The following is an 18,855-nucleotide window of genomic DNA, read 5'->3' as shown; positions in this document are numbered from 1 at the left end:
CTTAGGCCGGTTGCCACTGGCACGGATGGGGCCGAATACACCACGGGATCGCCGCGTGCTCGACCAGAGCTCATAAACCCGCCGGGGGATGACTGGCGATGAATAGCTCGATTCTACACCGCTGGCGCGGCGAGGGAATGGCGATGTGTCCGGGCGGTGGCTCGGGTGGCTCGCCCGGCGCGCCGCATGAGGTGCGGATGGGGCCGCCAAGCGGCCCCAGGCCGACTTAGCTATTAGGCAGCAACCGGCAGGTGATGCTCTTGATGTAGCGGGTTTCGGCAATTGCCGGGTGCACCGGATGGTCCGGGCCCTGGCCGCCGCGTTCGAGCAGTTGCAGGTTGCGGTCCAGGTGACGGGCGCTGGTCAGCAGAATGTTGTGCAGGTCGTCCTCGGGCAGGTGCATCGAGCACGAGGCGCTGACCAGAATGCCGTCCTTGGTCAGCATGCGCATGGCTTGTTCGTTGAGGCGGCGGTAGGCCGCTTCACCGTTTTTCAGATCCTTCTTGCGCTTGATGAACGCGGGTGGGTCAGCAATGATCACGTCAAAGCGCTCTTCAGCGGCCTTCAGTTCGCGCAGTGCTTCGAACACATCGCCTTCGATGCAGGTCAGCTTTTCACTGATGCCGTTCAGTGCAGCGTTACGCTCGACGCCGTCCAGGGCAAAGCCCGATGCATCCACACAGAACACTTCGCTGGCGCCAAATGCGCCGGCCTGCACGCCCCAGCCACCGATGTAGCTGAACAGGTCGAGCACGCGCTTGCCTTTGACATAGGGTGCCAGGCGCGCGCGGTTCATGCGGTGGTCATAGAACCAGCCGGTCTTCTGGCCTTCGCGTACCGGGGCTTCGAATTTCACGCCGTTTTCTTCCAGAGGAACCCAGTCTGGCACTTCGCCGTAGACGGTTTCGACGTAGCGCTGCAGGCCTTCGGCATCACGGGCTGCGGAGTCGTTCTTGAACAGGATACCGCTTGGCTTGAGCACCTGGACGAGGGCAGCGATGACGTCGTCCTTGTGCAGTTCCATGGTGGCCGAGGCCAGTTGCACCACGAGAATGTCGAAGAAGCGGTCGACCACCAGGCCCGGCAGCAGGTCGGAGTCGCCATAGACCAGGCGGTAGCACGGCTGGTCGAACAGGCGCTGGCGCAGTGACAGGGCGACATTCAGGCGGTGCACCAGCAGCGACTTGTCCAGGGGCAACTTGGCGTCGCGCGACAGCAGGCGTGCGCAGATCAGGTTGTTCGGGCTTAGCGCCACGATACCCAGCGGCTTGCCGTTGGCGGCCTCCAGAATGGCCTGTTGGCCGGCCTGAAAGCCCTGCAGCGGAGTCGCGGTAACGTCGACTTCATTGCTGTAGACCCACAGGTGGCCGGCGCGCAGGCGGCGGTCGGCATTGGCTTTGAGGCGAAGGCTGGGCAGGGACATGACGTCGCTCCGGGAAAAAAGAGCGGGAGTATAACTGGTTGGCCCCTGAATCGGTGCAGGGCACGACAAAGTGCCGGCCCCTTCGCGCGGGGCCAGCAAGCCGCTTACCGAGCCAATGCCTTGATCAACTGCTCATTGAACGCGGGGATGTCATCCGGTTGGCGGCTGGTGATCAGGTTGCCATCGACCACCACCTGTTCGTCCACCCAGGTGCCACCGGCATTGCGAATGTCATCCTGCAGCGTCTTGTAGCTGGTCATGCGTTTGCCCTTGACCAGCCCACAAGACACCAGTAGCCAGCCTCCATGGCAGATCACTGCCAGGGGCTTGCCGGCCGCCTCATGGCTTTTCACCAGTTTCTGCGCGCCGGGGATCAGGCGAATCGTGTCAGAGTTTTGCACGCCGCCGGGTAGCACCAACGCATCGTAAAGGTTCAGGTGGGCGCCATCGAAGGTGGCGTCGACCTTGAAACCGTTGGCGGGTTTGTCGTGGTTCCAGCCTCGTACTTCACCCTCTTTGTCGCTCAGGATCTCCACCACTGCACCGCGCTGCTCCAAGGCTTCGCGAGGGCCGGTCAGCTCCACCTGCTCGAAACCGTCGGTGACCAGGAAGGCTACGCGCTTGCCATTCAATTCTGCACTCATGGGTTTTCTCCTTTTTCAGATTGGCGTGAAACAGGAGGCTGGCATGGCTCAAGTAAAGTTCCTGCGGAACGATCCAGTGGTTAGTACCTTAGCGAATGACAAGGTTAGAATCGCCCGTCCTCTACGAGTGTGCCCGCATGTCCCAAGAACTCAGCGCCGAACAGATCCAGCAAGCCTTGCAAGGCATTACCATTCCGCCGCAGCCGCAGATCATGGTCGACCTGCAGTTCGAGCAGTACATGCCCGACCCGGACCTGGAAACCATCGCCAAGCTGATTTCCCAGGACCCGGGGTTGTCGGGCGCCTTGCTCAAGCTGGTCAATTCGCCGCATTTCGGCCTGGCCAACAAGATCGGCTCGATCCAGCGGGCGGTGAACCTGCTGGGTAGCCGTTCGATCATCAACCTGATCAACGCCCAGTCGATCAAGGGCGAGATGAGCGATGAAACCATCGTTACCCTCAACCGTTTCTGGGATACCGCCCAGGATGTCGCCATGACCTGCCTGACGTTGGCCAAGCGCACCGGCATCCAGGCGGCGGACGAGGCCTACACGCTCGGGCTGTTCCATGATTGCGGCGTGCCGCTGATGCTCAAGCGCTTCCCCAGCTACATGGATGTGCTTGAAGAAGCCTACGCCAAGGCCGATGCCCACACCCGGGTCGTCGACACCGAGAACCGTGCCTTCAACACCAACCACTCAGTGGTCGGCTACTTCACCGCCAAATCGTGGCGCCTGCCTGAGCACATCAGCGCGGCGATCGCCAACCATCACAACGCCCTGTCCGTGTTCCGTGAGGACTCCTCGCGCAATACCCAGAGCCAACTGAAAAACCTGCTGGCGGTGCTGAAGATGGCTGAGCACATCTGCGCGTCGTACCGGGTCTTGGGCAACCAGGGCGTCGACCACGAATGGCATGCGGTCGGCCCGCTGGTACTGGACTACATCGGTTTGTCGGAGTACGACTTCGAGAACCTCAAGCAGACCATTCGCGAACTGGGTGGGCACTGACCAATGCCAGAATTACCTGAAGTCGAGACCACACGGCGCGGTATCGCACCCCATCTGGAAGGCCAGCGCGTCAGCCGCGTGGTGGTGCGTGACCGGCGCCTGCGCTGGCCAATCCCCGAAGACCTCGACGTGCGCCTTTCCGGCCAGCGCATCGTCAGCGTCGAGCGGCGCGCCAAGTACCTGTTGATCAATGCCGAGGTCGGTACCTTGATCAGTCACCTGGGCATGTCGGGCAACCTGCGCCTGGTGGAGCTGGGGCTGCCGGCGGCCAAGCATGAGCACGTTGACATCGAACTGGAGTCGGGTTTGATGCTGCGCTACACCGACCCACGCCGGTTCGGAGCCATGCTCTGGAGCCACGACCCGCTGAACCATGAACTGTTGCTGCGCCTCGGGCCAGAGCCGCTGACCGACCTGTTCGACGGCGAGCGCCTGTTCCAGTTGTCCCGCGGGCGGACGATGGCGGTCAAGCCGTTCATCATGGATAACGCCGTGGTGGTAGGGGTGGGTAACATCTATGCGACGGAGGCGCTGTTTGCCGCTGGCATCGACCCGCGCCGGGAAGCAGGTGGGATTTCACGCGCCCGGTACCTGAAGTTGGCGATCGAGATCAAGCGTGTACTGGCGGCCGCCATCGAGCAGGGCGGAACCACGCTGCGCGATTTCATAGGCGGCGACGGGCAGCCGGGGTATTTCCAGCAGGAATTGTTCGTGTATGGCCGGGGCGGGATGCCGTGCAAGCTGTGCGGCACAACCTTGCGTGAGGTCAAGCTGGGGCAGCGGGCCAGTGTTTATTGCCCGCGCTGTCAGCGCTGAACCATTGGGCCCTTTCGCCGGCAAACCGGCGCAGGGGCATCACTGGGCAGTGATCAGGCCTTGCCAGTGATCCGGCGGTATTTGGCCATCAGCTGTTCTTCGGTTTCCGGGTGCGCTTCATCCAGCGGGATGCAGTCGACCGGGCAGACCTGCTGGCACTGCGGCTCGTCGTAGTGGCCCACGCACTGGGTGCACAGGTTAGGGTCGATCACGTAGATCTCTTCGCCTTGGGAGATGGCCTCGTTCGGGCACTCGGGTTCGCAGACGTCGCAGTTGATGCAATCGTCGGTGATGATCAGGGACATGGGGACTCCGGCCGGGGCTCACCGCCCGGGCATGTTCAACGCAATGGGCACAATTGTGCCGCATTCGCGCCCGCAGTGCACGCGGGCGCGTTAATCAGGTGGTCAGGCTTACTTCTTGAAGCGTTCGGTAAGCGCCTCGGCCACCACCGGGTGGACGAACTTGGTGATGTCGCCTCCCAACGCAGCGATTTCCCGGACCAAGGTCGAAGAAATGAACGAGTAACGCTCCGAAGGCGTCAGGAACAGGCTTTCGACGTCGGGCGCCAATTGCCGGTTCATGTTCGCCAGCTGGAACTCGTACTCGAAGTCGGACACCGCGCGCAGGCCGCGCAGGAAGACGTTGGCGCCCTGTTCCTTGGCGAAGTGTGCCAACAGGGTGGAGAAGCCGATGACTTCGACATTGGGCAGGTGCTTGGTGACCTCACGCGCCAGCGCCACCCGCTGTTCCAGCGGGAACAGGGGGTTTTTCTTCGGGCTGGCCGCCACCGCGATGATCACGTGGTCGAAAAGCCGCGAGGCGCGTTCGACCAGGTCGCCATGGCCTTTTGTAATGGGGTCGAAAGTACCCGGGTACAACACTCGGTTCATCGCGTCATCCTGGCTGGAGTGCGTTGGGGAGTCGGATGGTAGCGCAGCGATTGCGCCCGGCCAAGTCATGCGGCCAGCTGATGGCACTATAGACAGCACGGGCATTTGTTGTCATGCACTGCCTCAAAGCAGCCGATCGCGGCGCTGCCTCAACGGATGAACAGCTTGTACACCAGGCGCTGCAAGGCCTTGCCATACGGGGGGTAGATCAGGCGCGCAGCATTGAAGCGCTGCTTGGCCAACACTGCCTTGGCCTTGCTGAAGGTCAGGAAGCCTTCATGGCCATGGTAATGGCCCATGCCCGACGGGCCGATGCCCCCGAACGGCAGGTCGTCCTGGGCCACCTGCAGCAGGGTGTCGTTGAGGCAGACGCCGCCGGAATGGCTGTGCTGGAGCACATACTCCTGCTCGTCACGGTCGTAGCCGAAGTAATACAGCGCGAGCGGGCGCGGGCGCTGGTTGATGTAGGCCAAGGCGTTCGCGAGGTTGTCATAGGGCACCAGTGGCAACAGCGGGCCGAAGATTTCGTCCTGCATCACCTGCATGTCGTCGTTCACCTCCAGCAGCAGATGCGGCGGCAGGCGCCGACCCTGACGGGTTTCGGCGGGGTACAGGTCGATGACGTGTGCGCCCTTGCGCCTGGCGTCGTCCAGCAAGTGCTGCAGGCGCTGAAGTTGCCTAGGGTTGATGATGGCGCTGTAGTCGCGGTTTTCGGCGATGCGTGGATAAAGCCGACGGACGGCGTCTTCATAGGCCTTGCTGAAGGCCGCCAGGCGTTCGCGGGGCACCAGTACGTAGTCGGGGGCGACGCAGGTCTGGCCCGCGTTGAGCGTTTTACCAAAGGCAATACGCTCGGCGGCCGTGGCGAGCGGCACGCTGGCCGAGACGATGGCCGGCGACTTGCCCCCCAACTCGAGGGTCACTGGGGTGAGGTTGTGTGCGGCGGCCAACATCACCTGGCGGCCGACGCTGGTGGCGCCGGTGAACAGCAGGTGATCGAAGGGTAGCCTGGCGAACGCCTGGCCGACCTCCTTCTCGCCCAGCACCACACTGACCAGGTCGTCGGGGAATACTCGCCCGAGCATTGTCTTCAGCGCCAAGGCACTGGCGGGCGCGGCCTCACTGAGCTTGAGCATGACCCGGTTGCCAGCGGCCAGTGCGCCGGTCAGGGGCCCGATGGCAAGAAACAGCGGGTAGTTCCAAGGCACGATGATGCCCACCACGCCCAGAGGCTGATACAACACTCGGGCACTGGCTGGCTGGAAAGCCAGCCCGACGGAGCGCTTGGCGGCGCGCATCCATTGCTGTAGGTGGCGCTCGGCATGGCGTATGCCCTGCACCGATGGCAACAGCTCGGCCAGCAAGGATTCGTCGGCGCTGCGGCCGCCGAAATCCAGGTCGATCGCCTCGATCAACCGTTGTTTATCAGCCAGCAGGGCCTCACGCAGGCTTTTGAGCCACTGGCGCCGTTGCGCCGCCGGTGGCATAGGGTTGCCCGCAAAGGCCTGGCGCTGGGCAGCGAACGTGGCGGCCAGGGCGGTGTCGCAATACGTAGCAGGCAACGTGAGGGGCGAGGCCACGGTGGCGTCTCTACTGAACGGAGAATCACTAGAGCCTATACGCTAAGGCGTTCGAGGAGGCGACTTTTTACACGCCGCCCAACGGTGCATCATGGCGGCGTTACACCGTAAGATGGGCCATTATCGACAGCCTGTAGATTCGGAGCTCAGCATGGCCCCGCGGATGAAAACCCGAGAGCGCATCGTGCAGAGCAGCCTTGAGCTGTTCAACCAGCAGGGCGAGCGCAGCGTCAGTACCAACCACATCGCCGCGTACATGGAAATTTCGCCGGGCAACCTGTACTACCACTTCCCCAACAAGCAGGCGATCATCGCGCTACTGTTCAGCCAGTACGAAGAGCTGGTGGACAGCTTCCTGCGCCCGCCGAGGGGGCGGCCAGCCACGGTCGAGGACAAACGCTTTTACCTCAAGGCGCTGCTCGCGGCGATGTGGAACTACCGCTTTCTGCACCGCGACCTGGAGCACCTGCTCGACAGCGACCCCGAGCTGGCCGCTCGTTACCGGCGGTTCTCCGAACGTTGTCTGCGCCAGGGGCAGGCTATCTACCGTGGCTTCGTAGAGGCCGGGATTCTGCTTATGAACCCCGCGCAGATTGAATCGCTCACGATCAACGCCTGGATTGTTCTTACCTCATGGGTACGGTTTCTCAGTACCACTCGGGAACATTCCGCCCACCTGGGTGAAGAAGCCTTCAAACGCGGCGTCTATCAGGTATTGGTGCTTGAGCTGGGTTTTGTCACCGGCAATGCCCGCAACGCCGTGGATGCCCTGTGTCAGGAGTTTCACGTTCCGTTCAACCAGGCCCTGGAACAGTAGGCCAGGGCCTTCGTGCCATCGATCAGGAGATTGTCATGCCCCTTGCGCAATTGATCACCCCGCAGCAGCTGGCCGAGCGTCTGGACTCGCCTGGGTTGGTGATTCTCGATTGTCGTTTTGCTCTGGAGGATGTGGATTATGGCCAACGCAGCTACGCCGAAGGGCATATTGCCGGGGCGCATTTTGCCGACCTCGAGCGTGATCTGAGTGGGCCGGTAATCAAGGGCAGGACCGGGCGCCACCCCTTGCCCGATCCGCATCGGCTGGTCGAGCGCCTGCGTGAATGGGGGGTGGACAATGACAGCGAGGTGGTGCTTTACGACGATGGCCCCGGCGCCTTTGCCGCCCGCGCCTGGTGGTTGCTGGCCTGGCTGGGCAAGCGCAGTGGTGTGGCTATCCTCGATGGCGGCCTCAAAGCCTGGCACGCTGCGCATCTTCCCCTTAGCCTGGACCCCCCGGCCCGGCGTGACGGCTCGTTCAGCGGCGAGCCGGATGCGAAGCTGCTGATCGACGCCCAACACCTGGTCAAGCACCTGGGCAAGCCAGAGCTAACCCTGCTCGATGCACGGGCTTTGCCGCGCTTTCGCGCAGAGGTGGAGCCGATCGATCCGGTGGCTGGGCATATTCCTGGGGCGCAGTGCGCCGCTTTTACCGATAACCTGGGGGCCGACGGGCGTTTTCTTGCGCCGGAGCAGCTCAAGCAGCGCTTCGCAGAAAAGCTCGCGGGGCGTCCCCCGGAACAACTGGTGGCGTATTGCGGCTCCGGTGTGACGGCCTGCCATAACCTGTTTGCCCTGGTATTGGCGGGCTATCCGCTGGGCCGGTTGTATGCCGGCTCATGGAGCGAGTGGATCAACGACCCTCGGCATCAGGTCGCTACCGGCGACTGACCCGGCAGGTCAGCGCCTCTCTACCAGCCACTGCGGAATCCGCCGCTCCAGGTAATACCCCGGATTTCGCAGGCTGCCCTCTACGAACCCCACGTGGCCACCTCGGTGGTGCAGTTCGAATTGCGTCTGCGGCCCCAGCTCGCTGGCATCCGGCAGGCTATGGCCGGATACGAACGGGTCATCAGTGGAATGGATGATCAGTGTTCGGGTGCGGTTTTCGCCCAAGTAGTAGTGGCTCGACGAACGACGGTAGTAGTCGTGTGCATCGCTGAAGCCATTGAGGGGCGCGGTCACTTTGCCGTCGAAATCCCAGAAAGTACGCAGGTTGCGCAACGGCCCAAGGCGGTCGAGAGCAGCCAGGCCTTCATGGTGGCCCTGGTCGCGAAAGTGCCGCTGCTTGAGCTGTACATAGGCCATCATCTCGCGCATGAAATGCGCCTGATAGACCTTGGAGAAGCCTTGGCCGATGCGGTCAGCACAGTGGTCCAGGCGAAACGGCACGGACACCGCCACGGCCGCCTCCAGCCCGCTGGCGGAGCCGCTTTCACCCAGGTACTTGAGCAGCACATTGCCACCCAGTGAGTAGCCAACCGCATACAGCGGTGCCGATGGCCGCTGGGCGCGCAGGTGGGCGACAACCTCGGCCAGGTCCTCACTGGCGCCGGAATGGTAACTGCGTGGCAGCAGGTTTGGCTCGCCCGAGCAGCCACGCCAGTTCACCGCGACGCTGGCCCAGCCGCGGGCCTGTAGCGCTTGCTGCAGGCCTTTGACGTAGGGGGAGTGAGATGAACCCGTGAGGCCGTGCAGGACCAGCACCAGAGGCGAATCGGGCTGATGCGGCCCATGCCAGTCGAGGTCAAGGAAGTCGCCATCGGCCAGCCATAGGCGTTCGCGGCTGCGCTGCAGTATCGGCAGCTTGCGCCACAACGGGCCCCACAAGGTTTGCAGGTGAGGGTTGGACAGGCCGGTAGCGGGGCGGAACGTGGCGATGGTCATGCTTGGCGACTCGTGATGTGCCTGCCTAGAGTGCCATGAAACACCGCCACTGTACCTGCGCTATTGGTCGGTAAGCGCGGGTGCCGGCAGCCCCTGCTGGTCAACCATCGGCCCGACGCTCACCAACAATCTGCGCAAGGGCGCCAGGCGCAATGTGAGTGCAACGCGGGCCATTTCTGGCGTTACCGCTGACAGGCGCTCGATGTAGGTCGCCAGGGCATCACTGGGCAGTCCTTGATGGCTGTGGCTGGCGATGAGTGTTGCCAGTGAACCGTTGGTGGCCACGGTCCGCCGCAGCTCGCCGAGCAAGGCCCGTCTGGCCAATGCGAGCTCGGCTTCGCTCGGCCCCTCTGCCACATAGGTGTGCAGCACGTCGGTTACCAACTGGGTCGAGGCGTCGAGAAATTCGCCAGCGACCTCCCATTCGATGTAGAGCAGGTTGTCTGCCGGTGCAAGGCCAGCGTTGACCGCATAGGTAAGCCCGTGGGTCTGGCGCAATGCTTTGAACAGCCGTGATTCGCTGCCCCCGCCCAGCACGTCGCAGGCCAGCACCAAGGCTGGGTAGTCCGGGTCAGCCGGGCGTGCGCTCATCGGCAGCAGCATCAGCACCGCATCGGAGGTGCCGGCCTGTTCCAGGTTCAGGGTCGCGGCCTCGAACATCGGCAAGGCAGGTGGCGCGGTTGCGGCCCAGTGTTGCGGCAGTGCTGCGCTGACCCTGCGGACAATCGCCTCGGCCTGTTCGCGCGACAGATCGCCCACCAGGGAAATGTTCAGGTTGTTGGCCGAGTACGCTTGCCGGTGGAATTCCCTGAGGTCCTCGGTGCTGATTGCCGCTATGCCTGTGGGCGTGCCGCGCACCGGCGTTGCGAAGGGGTGGCTGCCGAACGCTTGGGAGAAAGCAGCCTCACGGGCACGCAGCACGGCGAAAGATTGCCGTAGTTTGCTCGATTCCAGCAGTTGCGTCTTCAGAGGGGTGAGCTCAGCCGCGTTCAGGGAAGGCCGGGCCACCATGTCGATGATCAGGCGGACAGCTTCATCGAGCACATCGCCGGTCAGGCAGCGCACGGTGATCACGGCCTGATGACGGGTGATGTCCTTGCTGTACACCACGCCCAGCCGTTCGATCTGTTCGGCGAACTGCACAGTGTCCAGGCTGAGCGTGCCTTCGTCCAGCATGAACAGGGTCAGCGCAGCAAGCCCAGGTTTGTCGCCATCCAGCCTGCTGCCCGCGTTGAAACTCAGCACCAGGTCGACCATTGGCAGCTCATGTGCTTCGACCAACCTCGCGCGTGTACCTTCCGGGGTCTGCCAGGCCTGCACAAGCGGTGGCGTGATGTCGGTTTCGTTCAGGTCCAGGGCTTGCAGCGAGCTCAGGTTAGGGTTTTGCTCGGCGTTGCTGCTGGGTGTCGGCGCCACCGCAGAGGGTGGCGGCGCTGCTTGCATGTAGGTGATCGTCAGGCGCTCGTGGGTGAGGTATTCGTGCGCGGTGGCGCGTACGTCTTCGGGGGTGATGCTTTCTATGCTTTGCCGTTCCTGATCGAGCAGGTTCGGGTCCAGCCCGCTGACTGCGTGCTTGCCAATGGCGTTGGCCTGCACCGCAATGTTGTCACGATCAAAGACCAGGCTGGCCAGCAAGCGGGTTTTTGCACGGTTGAGCTCGTCCACCGTGGGCGCGGTTTGGCGCAGCAATTCTATCTCCTGCATCACCGCATCGGTGGCCACCTGCGCCGTGGCATTGGCCGGGTTGGCATACAGCTCGACGGTCAGCAGGCTGTCGCCTCGCTGCAGGTGCTGATAGCGTGCCTGAGCCCGCAGCAGCACGGCTTCGCCACGTACCTTGCGCAATGACAGGCGCGAGCTGCTGCCATTGGCCAGTAATTGCGGAATGAGGCGCAGGGCCTGTGCTTGTATCGGGTTGGTCGCGGTGGCAAGGCTGGGCGTATTGAAGGCCATTATTGCCCCGGGCAGCAGGCCCGCCAGGGCAATGGTCTGGCAGCGGTGCTTGAAGCGCCGGTTCGGTGCAGGTATCCAGCGTTCGGGCAGACGGCCCGCCGGGATGGTGGCGAAATGGCGCTCGACCAGGGGGCGTAGGGTCTGCATGTCGATATCACCAACCACCACCAGGGAGGCGTTGTTCGGGTGATACCAGTCTTGATACCAGCGGCGTACGTCGGTCTGGTGCAGGTGCTGCAAATCAGCCAGATGGCCAGCGGTGGGTGTGGCGTAGGGGGTATGGCTGTTGGCGAGAATCCAGGCGCGCTCATGAGCCTGGGCCAGGGGCATGTTGTCTATGTTTTCGCGGCGCTCCGCCTTGACCACTTCCAGCTCTCGGGCGAACACCGGGGGGCCTAGTGTGGCACTGGCCATCGAGTCTGCCAGGATTTCCAGCGCCGCTTCCAGGCGGCTGGGTGCAAGGGTGACGGGAAAACAGGTGGCATCGGGGGTGGTAATGGCATTGGGGTCACCGCCGAGTTGGGCCATGACCTTGTCATACTGCCCGGAGGCAAGCTTGCTGCTGCCCTCGAACATCAAGTGCTCGACCAGATGGCAAAGCCCGGATTGCCCGGTTGGCTCCTGGCTGGCGCCGACGTGGTACCACAGTTGGGCCGCAACCAACGGCGCACGGTGATCCTCACGCAGGTAGATCACCAGGCCGTTGTCGAGTGTGAATCGTTGCAGAGCCGTTGAACGGGCTGTGGACATGATCGATGTGCTCCTGTTGGCAATGTGCCGGAGCAGCTTCGGTCAAGCGTGGGCGCTACCTGCGTTACATAAGTCTAGGGCAGGGGGGCCCCCGATCAGCCCCGTTGCCAGAGCGCGTAATGCACCTGGCCGGTCTTCTTCTCACGGTGCAGGCGCCAGTTGCCAGGCATCTGCAGGGTCGAGGGGGCCGCTTCGCTCTCGGTGTAGACCCAGGCTTGTTCACGCAACCACTGGTTCTGCTCCAGCAGATTGCAGGTGTCGGCCAGCAGGTCCTGGTGGAAAGGGGGGTCGAGGAACACCACGTCGAACTGCAGCTTGGCCGGGCCTTGCAGGTAGCGCAGGGCGTCGGTCTGCAGGATCTGCCCGCGTGGGCAGCGCAGGATCTCCAGGTTGTTCTTCAAGTTGCTGATCGCTGCCGGGTTGCTGTCCAGCGCCACGGCGTCCTCGGCACCGCGGGACAGCGCTTCGAGCACCAGGGCGCCGCTGCCGGTGAAGGCATCCAGCACCCGAGCACCCTCGATGTAGGGGGCCAGCCAGTTGAACAGGGTTTCGCGCACACGATCCGGGGTAGGGCGCAGGCCCTCGCCCTCAGGGACCGCCAGGCGGCGGCTACGCCATTGGCCAGCGATGATGCGCAGGTGGCCCTGGCCCTTGCTCTGGCCCTGTGGTGCACGGGCGTTAGGGGTGGCTCTAGGCATTAGTGCTCCGGTACCCCGAGCGGTTGCTCGGCGGGTTTGTTTGTAGGGGCTGGCAGCGGCTTTTGCGGCACGCTCGGGCCGGCGGTGACAATCACCAGTTTATCGGCTGCCAGGTGCTTGTTCATCGCTGCCTTGACGTGTTCCACCGTCAGCGCCTGGGACTGCTGCATGAAGTCTTCAAGCCAGGTCAATGGCAGGTTATAGAAGCCGATGGCACCCAGTTGGCCGACGATGCTCGCGTTACTGGCGTTGGCCAGCGGGAAGCTGCCAGCCAGTTCGCGCTTGGCATCGTCCAGCTCTTGCTGGGTCGGGCCGTTTTTCAGGTAGTCGGCGAGGATGTCCTGGACCAGCTTGAGGGTGCCCTCGCTGAGTTCGGCGCGGGTCTGCAGGTTGATCATGAACGGGCCGCGCACCTGCATGGGGCTGAAGACCGAGTAGACGCCGTAGGTAAGGCCGCGTTTTTCTCGCACTTCGCTCATCAGGCGGGTGCCAAAGGCGCCGCCTCCGAGAATCTGGTTACCCAGCGACAACGCCGGCCAGTCTGGGTCCTGGCGGTCGATGCCGAGCTCGGCCAGCATCAGGTGGGTCTGCTTGGATGGGAAGTCAATGTGCGTGCTGCCTGGCTTGGGCTCCGCCGGTTGGGCGGGCGTGGCCAAGGCCGGGCCCTTGGGCAGGGCGGCGGAGACCTGGGCTGCGACGGCCTCGGCTTCGGAGCGGCTCAGGTCACCAACCAGGGCGATCACCGCGTTGCCGGCGGCATAGGCCTTGGCGTGGAAGGTGCGTAGCTGGTCCAAGGTGATACCCGGGATGCTTTCGGCAGTACCATCACTTGGGTGGCCGTAGGGGTGCTCACCATAGAGCTTGGCGAACAGCGCCTTGCCAGCGATCTTCCCGGGGTTCTGCTTCTCGTATTCGAAACCGGCCAGCAGCTGGTTCTTGATGCGTTTGAGCGCATCCTCCGGGAAGGTTGGCTTGCCGGCGACCTCGGCGAACAGCTTCAGTGCTGGCTCGCGTTTGTCTTTCGCGCTCAGGCTGCGCAGCGAGGCCACGGCCATGTCACGGTAGGACCCATTGCCAAAGTCAGCGCCCAGCCCTTCGAAGCCTTCAGCGATGGCCGTCACGTCCTTGCCGGCCACGCCTTCATTGAGCATGGCATTGGTCAGGGTGGCCAGGCCTGGCGTGTTGCCGTCCTGGCTGCTGCCGGCAGCGAAGGTCACGCGCAGGTCGAACATCGGCAGCTCGCGTGCTTCGACGAACAGGACCCGTGCGCCTTCAGCGGTGGTCCAGTTCTGGATGTTCAACTGGCGGCGGCTGGGTGCCTTGCTGTCCAGCTCGGCCAGCGACTGCAGGGTGTTGGACGGGCGGGCGGTGCTGTTGGTCGCTTCGGCGTGAGCCGGGCGCGCCAGCACGGCGGCCACTGCCACCACCAGCACGATCAGGCCCGTACCGATCGAGGTGTAACGTGGGGCGCTGCGATCACTCATGAGCGGACTCCTCAGGCAGTACGTGGGCAACGCTCAGGCGTTCGCGGGTGAAATAGGTGCGGGCGGCGTTCTGGATGTCCTCGGGGGTGACTTGCTTGAGCTCGTCCAGCTCGCTGTCGATCAGCTTCCAGGACAGGCCGACCGTTTCCAGCTGGCCGATGGTGGTGGCCTGGCTGCTGATGGAGTCGCGATCGTAGACCAGCCCGGCGATCACCTGAGCGCGCACGCGCTCCAGCTCTTCGGCGCTGGGCGGGGTGGTCTTGAGCTCGTCGAGCAGTTGCCAGACGCCTTGCTCGACGTCGGCCAGGGTCTTTTTCTTCTGCACATTGGGTGTGGCTGAGATGAGGAACAGGCTGTCGCCGCGGGTGAACGCGTTGTAGCTGGACGAGGCGCCGGCTACCAGCTCCTGGCCGCGCTCCAGGCGTGCGGGAAGGCGCGCGCTGTAACCCCCATCAAGCAGGGCCGAGATCAATCGCAGTGCATGTACGGTGCGTGGCTCCTTGGCGGTGGCCAGGCCGGGTACGTTGAAGCCGTAGATCAGGCTGGGCAACTGCGTGCGTACGTGCAGGGTGAGCTGGCGCTGGCCCGGTTCGGCGAGCTCCAGTGGCAGCTTTGCCGGTGGCACGGCGCGTTTGGGGATGCTGCCGAAATACTTCTGCGCCAGGCCTTTGACCTCGTCGGCGGAGACATCGCCAACTACCACCAGCGTGGCGTTGTTCGGCGCATACCAGGACTCGTACCAGTGACGCAGTTCCTCGACCTTCATGCGTTCGAGGTCGGCCATCCAACCGATGGTCGGTGTATGGTAGCCGCTGGCCGGGAAGGCCATGGCGCGGAACAGCTCGAAGGCTTTCGAGCTAGGCTGATCGTCGGTACGCAGGCGGCGCTCTTCCTTGATCACCTCGATCTCGCGGCTGAACTCGTCGGCCGGCAGGCGCAGGCTGGCCAGGCGGTCGGCTTCCAGCTCGAAGGCGACCGGCAGGCGGTCGCGGGCAAGCACCTGGTAATACGCGGTGTAGTCGTCGCTGGTGAAGGCGTTTTCTTCTGCACCGAGATCGCGCAGGATGCGGGAAGCCTCGCCGGGGCCGACTTTGGCGCTGCCCTTGAACATCATGTGTTCCAGGGCGTGAGACAGGCCGGTCTGGCCCGGTGTCTCGTAGCTGGAGCCGACCTTGTACCAGATCTGCGAAACAACCACGGGCGCGCGGTGGTCCTCGCGCACGACCACTTTGAGGCCGTTGTCGAGGATGAACTCGTGGGTGGGTTGCACATCGGCAGCAAAGGCTGCGAGCGGCAGGCAGAGCGTGCTGAGCAACAGGCCAGCGGCGCGGCGGGCTAGAGCATTCATACGGTGATTAACCTGTTCGGCGGCCCGCTGGGTTTAGCGTCGGCGGGCCAGGAGGTGCTAGGATACTGATCCGGTTGCCTGGCGACCATGCCTGTCGCCGTTCTGGCCCGCAGGCCCATTAAGACAAAACATTGCGCATGAACCAGCCGGATTCAAAATAGTCTGTTCTGCGTTTAGAGAATTCCCGATGTGCCGCTGGTGGCTCATCGCTACCCTGAGATAGCCGTCTTCCATGTTTGGTTCCAACGACGACAAAAAAGCGCCGGCCGAGGCTGGCGAGAAAAAAGGCCTGTTCAGCTGGTTTCGCAAGAAGCCGCAGCAACCTGTCGCCGAACAGCCACAAGCCCCTGATGCTCAGCCTGCAGAGCCGCTAGCGTCGCAGCCCGCCGTCGAGCAGCCTGACGCGGCTCCGGTCGAGCCGGTGGTCGCCGAAGCTCCCGCAGCGGTCGCTGAGCCGGTGCTTGCTCCTGAGCCTGCACCTGTCGAACCTGCACCTGTCCACGAGACTTCGCCGGCGCCAGAGCCAGTACGGGCTCTTGAACCTGCGCCGGTCCCAGCGCCAGAGCCAGAGCCAGAGCCAGAGCCGGCACCGGCCCTTGAACCTGCCGTCGCGCGGGTCGAAAGCCCTGCTGCAGTTGCTGCCGTCGAGCCGCCTGTCAGCAACCTGGTGCTGCCCGTTGCGGAGGAGCCTGTGGCCCTGGTCCCAGACCTCGAGCCCAAAGCCCCGCCGGCGATTCCGGAGCGCCCGGCGGCCGAGCCCGAGCATGAGCCCGAGCATGAGCCGGCGCCTGTCGCTGTCGCCCCAACCGTCTCCGAACAGGCTAAACCTGGTTTCTTTGCTCGCCTCAAGCAGGGGCTGTCGAAGACCAGTGCCAGTATCGGCGAAGGCATGGCCAGCCTGTTCCTGGGCAAAAAGGCCATCGATGACGACCTGCTCGACGAAATCGAAACCCGCCTGCTGACCGCCGACGTCGGCGTGGAAGCCACATCGACCATCGTCCAGAACCTGACCCAGAAGGTTGCACGCAAACAGCTGGCTGACGCCGACGCGCTGTACAAGTCGCTGCAAGACGAGCTGGCCGCCCTGCTGCGTCCGGTCGAGCAGCCGCTGAAAGTCGAATCGCAGAACAAACCGTACGTGATCCTTGTGGTGGGCGTGAACGGTGCTGGCAAGACCACCACCATCGGCAAGCTGGCCAAGAAACTGCAGCTGGAAGGCAAGAAGGTCATGCTGGCGGCCGGCGACACCTTCCGTGCCGCCGCCGTCGAGCAGTTGCAGGTCTGGGGCGAGCGCAACCAGATCCCGGTGATTGCCCAGCACACGGGGGCCGACTCCGCTTCGGTGATCTTCGACGCCGTGCAGGCCGCCAAGGCCCGTGGCGCCGATGTGCTGATTGCCGACACCGCCGGCCGCCTGCATACCAAGGACAACCTGATGGAGGAGCTGAAAAAGGTCCGTCGGGTCATGGGCAAGCTCGACGCCGAGGCACCCCACGAGGTGCTGCTGGTACTCGATGCCGGCACCGGTCAGAACGCCATCAGCCAGGCCAAGTATTTCAACCAGAGCGTCGAACTGACGGGCCTTGCGCTGACCAAGCTGGACGGCACCGCCAAGGGCGGGGTGATCTTTGCCCTGGCCAAGCAGTTCAACATCCCGATCCGCTTCATCGGCGTCGGTGAAGGCATCGATGATCTGCGCACCTTTGAAGCCGAGCCGTTCGTCAAGGCCCTGTTCGCCGAGCGAGACCACCCATGATCCGATTCGAACAGGTTGCCAAGCGCTATCCCAATGGCCATGTCGGCTTGCATGAGCTGAGTTTCCGGGCGCGCCGGGGCGAATTCCTGTTCGTCACCGGCCACTCGGGCGCCGGCAAGAGCACCCTGCTGCGCCTGCTACTGGCTATGGAGCGCCCGACCAGCGGCAAACTGATGCTGGCCGGGCAGGACCTGGGCCAGATCAGCAATGCGCAGATCCCGTTCCTGCGTCGGCAGATTGGTGTGGTGTTCCAGAACCACCAGTTGCTGTTCGACCGTACGGTGTTCAATAACATCGCGTTGCCTTTGCAGATTCTCGGCCTGTCCAAGGCCGAGATCACCAAGCGCGTGGATTCGGCGCTGGAGCGCGTGTCACTGGTAGACAAGGGCGAGCTGTTTCCGGCCGACCTGTCCACCGGCCAGCAGCAGCGGGTAGGTATTGCCCGCGCCATCGTCCATCAGCCGGCCTTGCTGCTGGCGGACGAACCTACCGGTAACCTCGACCCGCGCCTGGCAGCGGAGATCATGGGCGTGTTCGAGGACATCAACCGCCTGGGCACCACGGTGTTGATCGCCAGCCACGACCTGGCACTGATTGCGCGCATGCGCCACCGCATGCTGACCCTGCAGCGTGGCCGTCTGATCGGCGATGGGGAGGCCGGGCAATGAGCACTACACGTACACCGAAAGTTTCCGAACGGGTCGCCCCGAAAGCCGCCGACCCGTCGCCTGCGAAGAAAAAGCGCGGCGACCATGACGATGATGGCCCGGATTTTCGCACGCTCCTGCACGCGTGGCTGGAAAGCCACCGGGCGAGCTTGGCCGACAGCCTGCGCCGTCTAGGCAAGCAGCCGATTGGCAGTTTTTTCACCTGCCTGGTCATGGCAGTGGCCTTGAGCATGCCCATGGGCTTGTCCCTGCTGTTGAAGAACGTCGAGAAACTCGGCGGCTCCTGGCAGCGCGCGGCACAGATCTCGCTGTACCTCAAGCTCGATGCGGGCAGCAAGGCAGGCGAAGCCCTGCGCGACGAAATCAAGGGCATGCCGGGCGTGGCCGACGCCCAGTACATAAGCCGTGAGCAGGCCCTGGAGGAATTCCAGCAGCAGTCGGGGTTGGGTGAAGCCCTGCGTGAGTTGCCCGATAACCCGTTGCCTGGCGTGGTGGTGGTAACCCCCAACGAAGTGGATAAACCGGCCCTGGAGGCCTTGCGTCAGCGCCTGTCCGAGCTGCCACGGGTGGAAAACGCACAGCTCGACCTGGTGTGGGTGGAGCGGCTTGCAGCAATCCTCAAGCTGGGCGACCGGTTCGTCTTTGGCCTGGCGGTCATGCTGATTTCTGCCCTGCTGTTAGTAATCGGTAACACAATTCGTCTACACATTGAAAACCGCCGTATCGAGATCGAAGTGATCAAGCTGGTTGGCGGCACCGACAGCTATGTGCGCAGGCCTTTCCTGTACATGGGCGCCTTGTACGGCCTGGGCGCAGGCCTGTTGGCCTGGGCGATCCTGGCCTTTGGCCTGAACTGGCTGAACGAGGCCGTGGTAGGGCTGTCCGGGTTGTATGGCAGTGACTTCGCCCTGGGGGGGGTGCCGGCGTCCGATGGTCTGTCGCTCTTGATCGGAGCGGTGCTGTTGGGGTATATCGGTGCATGGATCGCAGTCGCCCGCCACTTGAACGAGCTGGCGCCTCGATAGTTTTTCTGTGCCAGCATTGACAATTTTTCATCTTTGGAACTTGTACCTTGGTTCCAGGTCTATGTTGGCAGTGCCCACAAGGCGCGAGTCTGGTAAGTCGGAGG

General features: G+C 63.5%; 17 protein-coding genes. 7 read left to right on the top strand and 10 right to left on the bottom strand.

Features of this window, described 5'->3' with window-relative positions; genetic code table 11:
• Nucleotides 1-226: 226 nt before the first annotated feature.
• Nucleotides 227-1,423: a class I SAM-dependent rRNA methyltransferase gene (locus APH34_RS15420; RefSeq protein WP_054901895.1), complete on the bottom strand. Its 1,197-nt coding sequence runs from the start codon at nt 1,421-1,423 to the stop codon at nt 227-229.
• A gap of 104 nt (nt 1,424-1,527) precedes the next feature.
• Nucleotides 1,528-2,067 carry a type 1 glutamine amidotransferase domain-containing protein gene (locus tag APH34_RS15415; protein WP_054901894.1) on the bottom strand — a complete coding sequence of 180 codons (540 nt, stop codon included), beginning with the start codon at nt 2,065-2,067 and terminating at the stop codon, nt 1,528-1,530.
• A gap of 191 nt (nt 2,068-2,258) precedes the next feature.
• Between APH34_RS15415 and APH34_RS15410 the strand changes: the two genes are divergently transcribed.
• Both APH34_RS15410 and mutM read left to right on the top strand, forming a co-directional pair.
• Entirely contained in the window at nt 2,259-3,077 is an 819-nt protein-coding gene (locus APH34_RS15410; RefSeq protein WP_176514986.1) for an HDOD domain-containing protein, read from the top strand.
• Between the two features lie 3 nt (nt 3,078-3,080).
• Nucleotides 3,081-3,893, top strand: coding sequence for a bifunctional DNA-formamidopyrimidine glycosylase/DNA-(apurinic or apyrimidinic site) lyase (gene mutM, locus APH34_RS15405; protein ID WP_054901892.1), 813 nt, complete (start codon nt 3,081-3,083; stop codon nt 3,891-3,893).
• 53 nt (nt 3,894-3,946) lie between these two features.
• Here the strand turns inward: mutM and APH34_RS15400 are convergent, their stop codons facing one another.
• From APH34_RS15400 to APH34_RS15390, 3 genes are all read right to left on the bottom strand, one after another.
• A complete protein-coding gene (locus tag APH34_RS15400; protein WP_009683359.1) occupies nt 3,947-4,198 on the bottom strand; it encodes a YfhL family 4Fe-4S dicluster ferredoxin in 252 nt (83 codons plus the stop codon).
• 108 nt (nt 4,199-4,306) lie between these two features.
• Nucleotides 4,307-4,786: a pantetheine-phosphate adenylyltransferase gene (coaD, locus tag APH34_RS15395; protein ID WP_054901891.1), complete on the bottom strand. Its 480-nt coding sequence runs from the start codon at nt 4,784-4,786 to the stop codon at nt 4,307-4,309.
• A 149-nt stretch (nt 4,787-4,935) separates the two neighbouring features.
• On the bottom strand, nt 4,936-6,366 hold the full coding sequence (locus tag APH34_RS15390; RefSeq protein WP_054901890.1) for a coniferyl aldehyde dehydrogenase: 1,431 nt from the start codon (nt 6,364-6,366) through the stop codon (nt 4,936-4,938).
• A gap of 151 nt (nt 6,367-6,517) precedes the next feature.
• Between APH34_RS15390 and APH34_RS15385 the strand changes: the two genes are divergently transcribed.
• Together APH34_RS15385 and APH34_RS15380 are read left to right on the top strand one after the other, a co-directional pair.
• Nucleotides 6,518-7,183 carry a TetR/AcrR family transcriptional regulator gene (locus APH34_RS15385; RefSeq protein WP_054901889.1) on the top strand — a complete coding sequence of 222 codons (666 nt, stop codon included), beginning with the start codon at nt 6,518-6,520 and terminating at the stop codon, nt 7,181-7,183.
• 35 nt (nt 7,184-7,218) lie between these two features.
• On the top strand, nt 7,219-8,073 hold the full coding sequence (locus APH34_RS15380) for a sulfurtransferase (protein ID WP_054901888.1): 855 nt from the start codon (nt 7,219-7,221) through the stop codon (nt 8,071-8,073).
• A 9-nt stretch (nt 8,074-8,082) separates the two neighbouring features.
• Here APH34_RS15380 and APH34_RS15375 read toward each other — a convergent pair whose 3' ends face one another.
• The 5 genes from APH34_RS15375 to APH34_RS15355 all read right to left on the bottom strand — a co-directional run bounded on the left by APH34_RS15375 (nt 8,083) and on the right by APH34_RS15355 (nt 15,302).
• Nucleotides 8,083-9,069: a hydrolase gene (locus tag APH34_RS15375; protein ID WP_054901887.1), complete on the bottom strand. Its 987-nt coding sequence runs from the start codon at nt 9,067-9,069 to the stop codon at nt 8,083-8,085.
• 60 nt (nt 9,070-9,129) lie between these two features.
• On the bottom strand, nt 9,130-11,772 hold the full coding sequence (locus APH34_RS30365; RefSeq protein ID WP_082422824.1) for a pitrilysin family protein: 2,643 nt from the start codon (nt 11,770-11,772) through the stop codon (nt 9,130-9,132).
• A gap of 95 nt (nt 11,773-11,867) precedes the next feature.
• Nucleotides 11,868-12,470: a 16S rRNA (guanine(966)-N(2))-methyltransferase RsmD gene (gene rsmD / locus APH34_RS15365; protein ID WP_054901886.1), complete on the bottom strand. Its 603-nt coding sequence runs from the start codon at nt 12,468-12,470 to the stop codon at nt 11,868-11,870.
• Nucleotides 12,470-13,954, bottom strand: a complete 1,485-nt coding sequence (locus APH34_RS15360) for a pitrilysin family protein (protein WP_054901885.1) — start codon at nt 13,952-13,954, stop codon at nt 12,470-12,472. Before APH34_RS15360 ends, rsmD begins: the two co-directional genes overlap by 1 nt.
• The gene (locus APH34_RS15355) at nt 13,947-15,302 is read right to left on the bottom strand and encodes a pitrilysin family protein (RefSeq protein ID WP_054901884.1); all 1,356 of its coding nucleotides are present in this window, start codon (nt 15,300-15,302) and stop codon (nt 13,947-13,949) included. Before APH34_RS15355 ends, APH34_RS15360 begins: the two co-directional genes overlap by 8 nt.
• A gap of 232 nt (nt 15,303-15,534) precedes the next feature.
• Between APH34_RS15355 and ftsY the strand changes: the two genes are divergently transcribed.
• Genes ftsY through ftsX form a run of 3 tightly spaced genes read left to right on the top strand, consistent with a single transcriptional unit; the run spans nt 15,535 to nt 18,751 of the window.
• Nucleotides 15,535-17,058 (top strand): signal recognition particle-docking protein FtsY, encoded by a 1,524-nt coding sequence (ftsY, locus tag APH34_RS15350; protein WP_054901883.1) that lies wholly within the window; start codon nt 15,535-15,537, stop codon nt 17,056-17,058.
• A complete protein-coding gene (gene ftsE, locus APH34_RS15345) occupies nt 17,055-17,726 on the top strand; it encodes a cell division ATP-binding protein FtsE (protein ID WP_012312300.1) in 672 nt (223 codons plus the stop codon). The genes ftsY and ftsE overlap by 4 nt, the downstream gene beginning before the upstream one ends.
• A complete protein-coding gene (ftsX, locus tag APH34_RS15340; protein ID WP_054901882.1) occupies nt 17,723-18,751 on the top strand; it encodes a permease-like cell division protein FtsX in 1,029 nt (342 codons plus the stop codon). Before ftsE ends, ftsX begins: the two co-directional genes overlap by 4 nt.
• Nucleotides 18,752-18,855 lie beyond the last annotated feature (104 nt).

The organism is Pseudomonas sp. NBRC 111131 (assembly GCF_001320525.1).
Classification (GTDB): Bacteria; Pseudomonadota; Gammaproteobacteria; order Pseudomonadales; family Pseudomonadaceae; genus Aquipseudomonas; species Aquipseudomonas ceruminis.
This window is presented reverse-complemented; position numbering and strand designations above follow the sequence as displayed.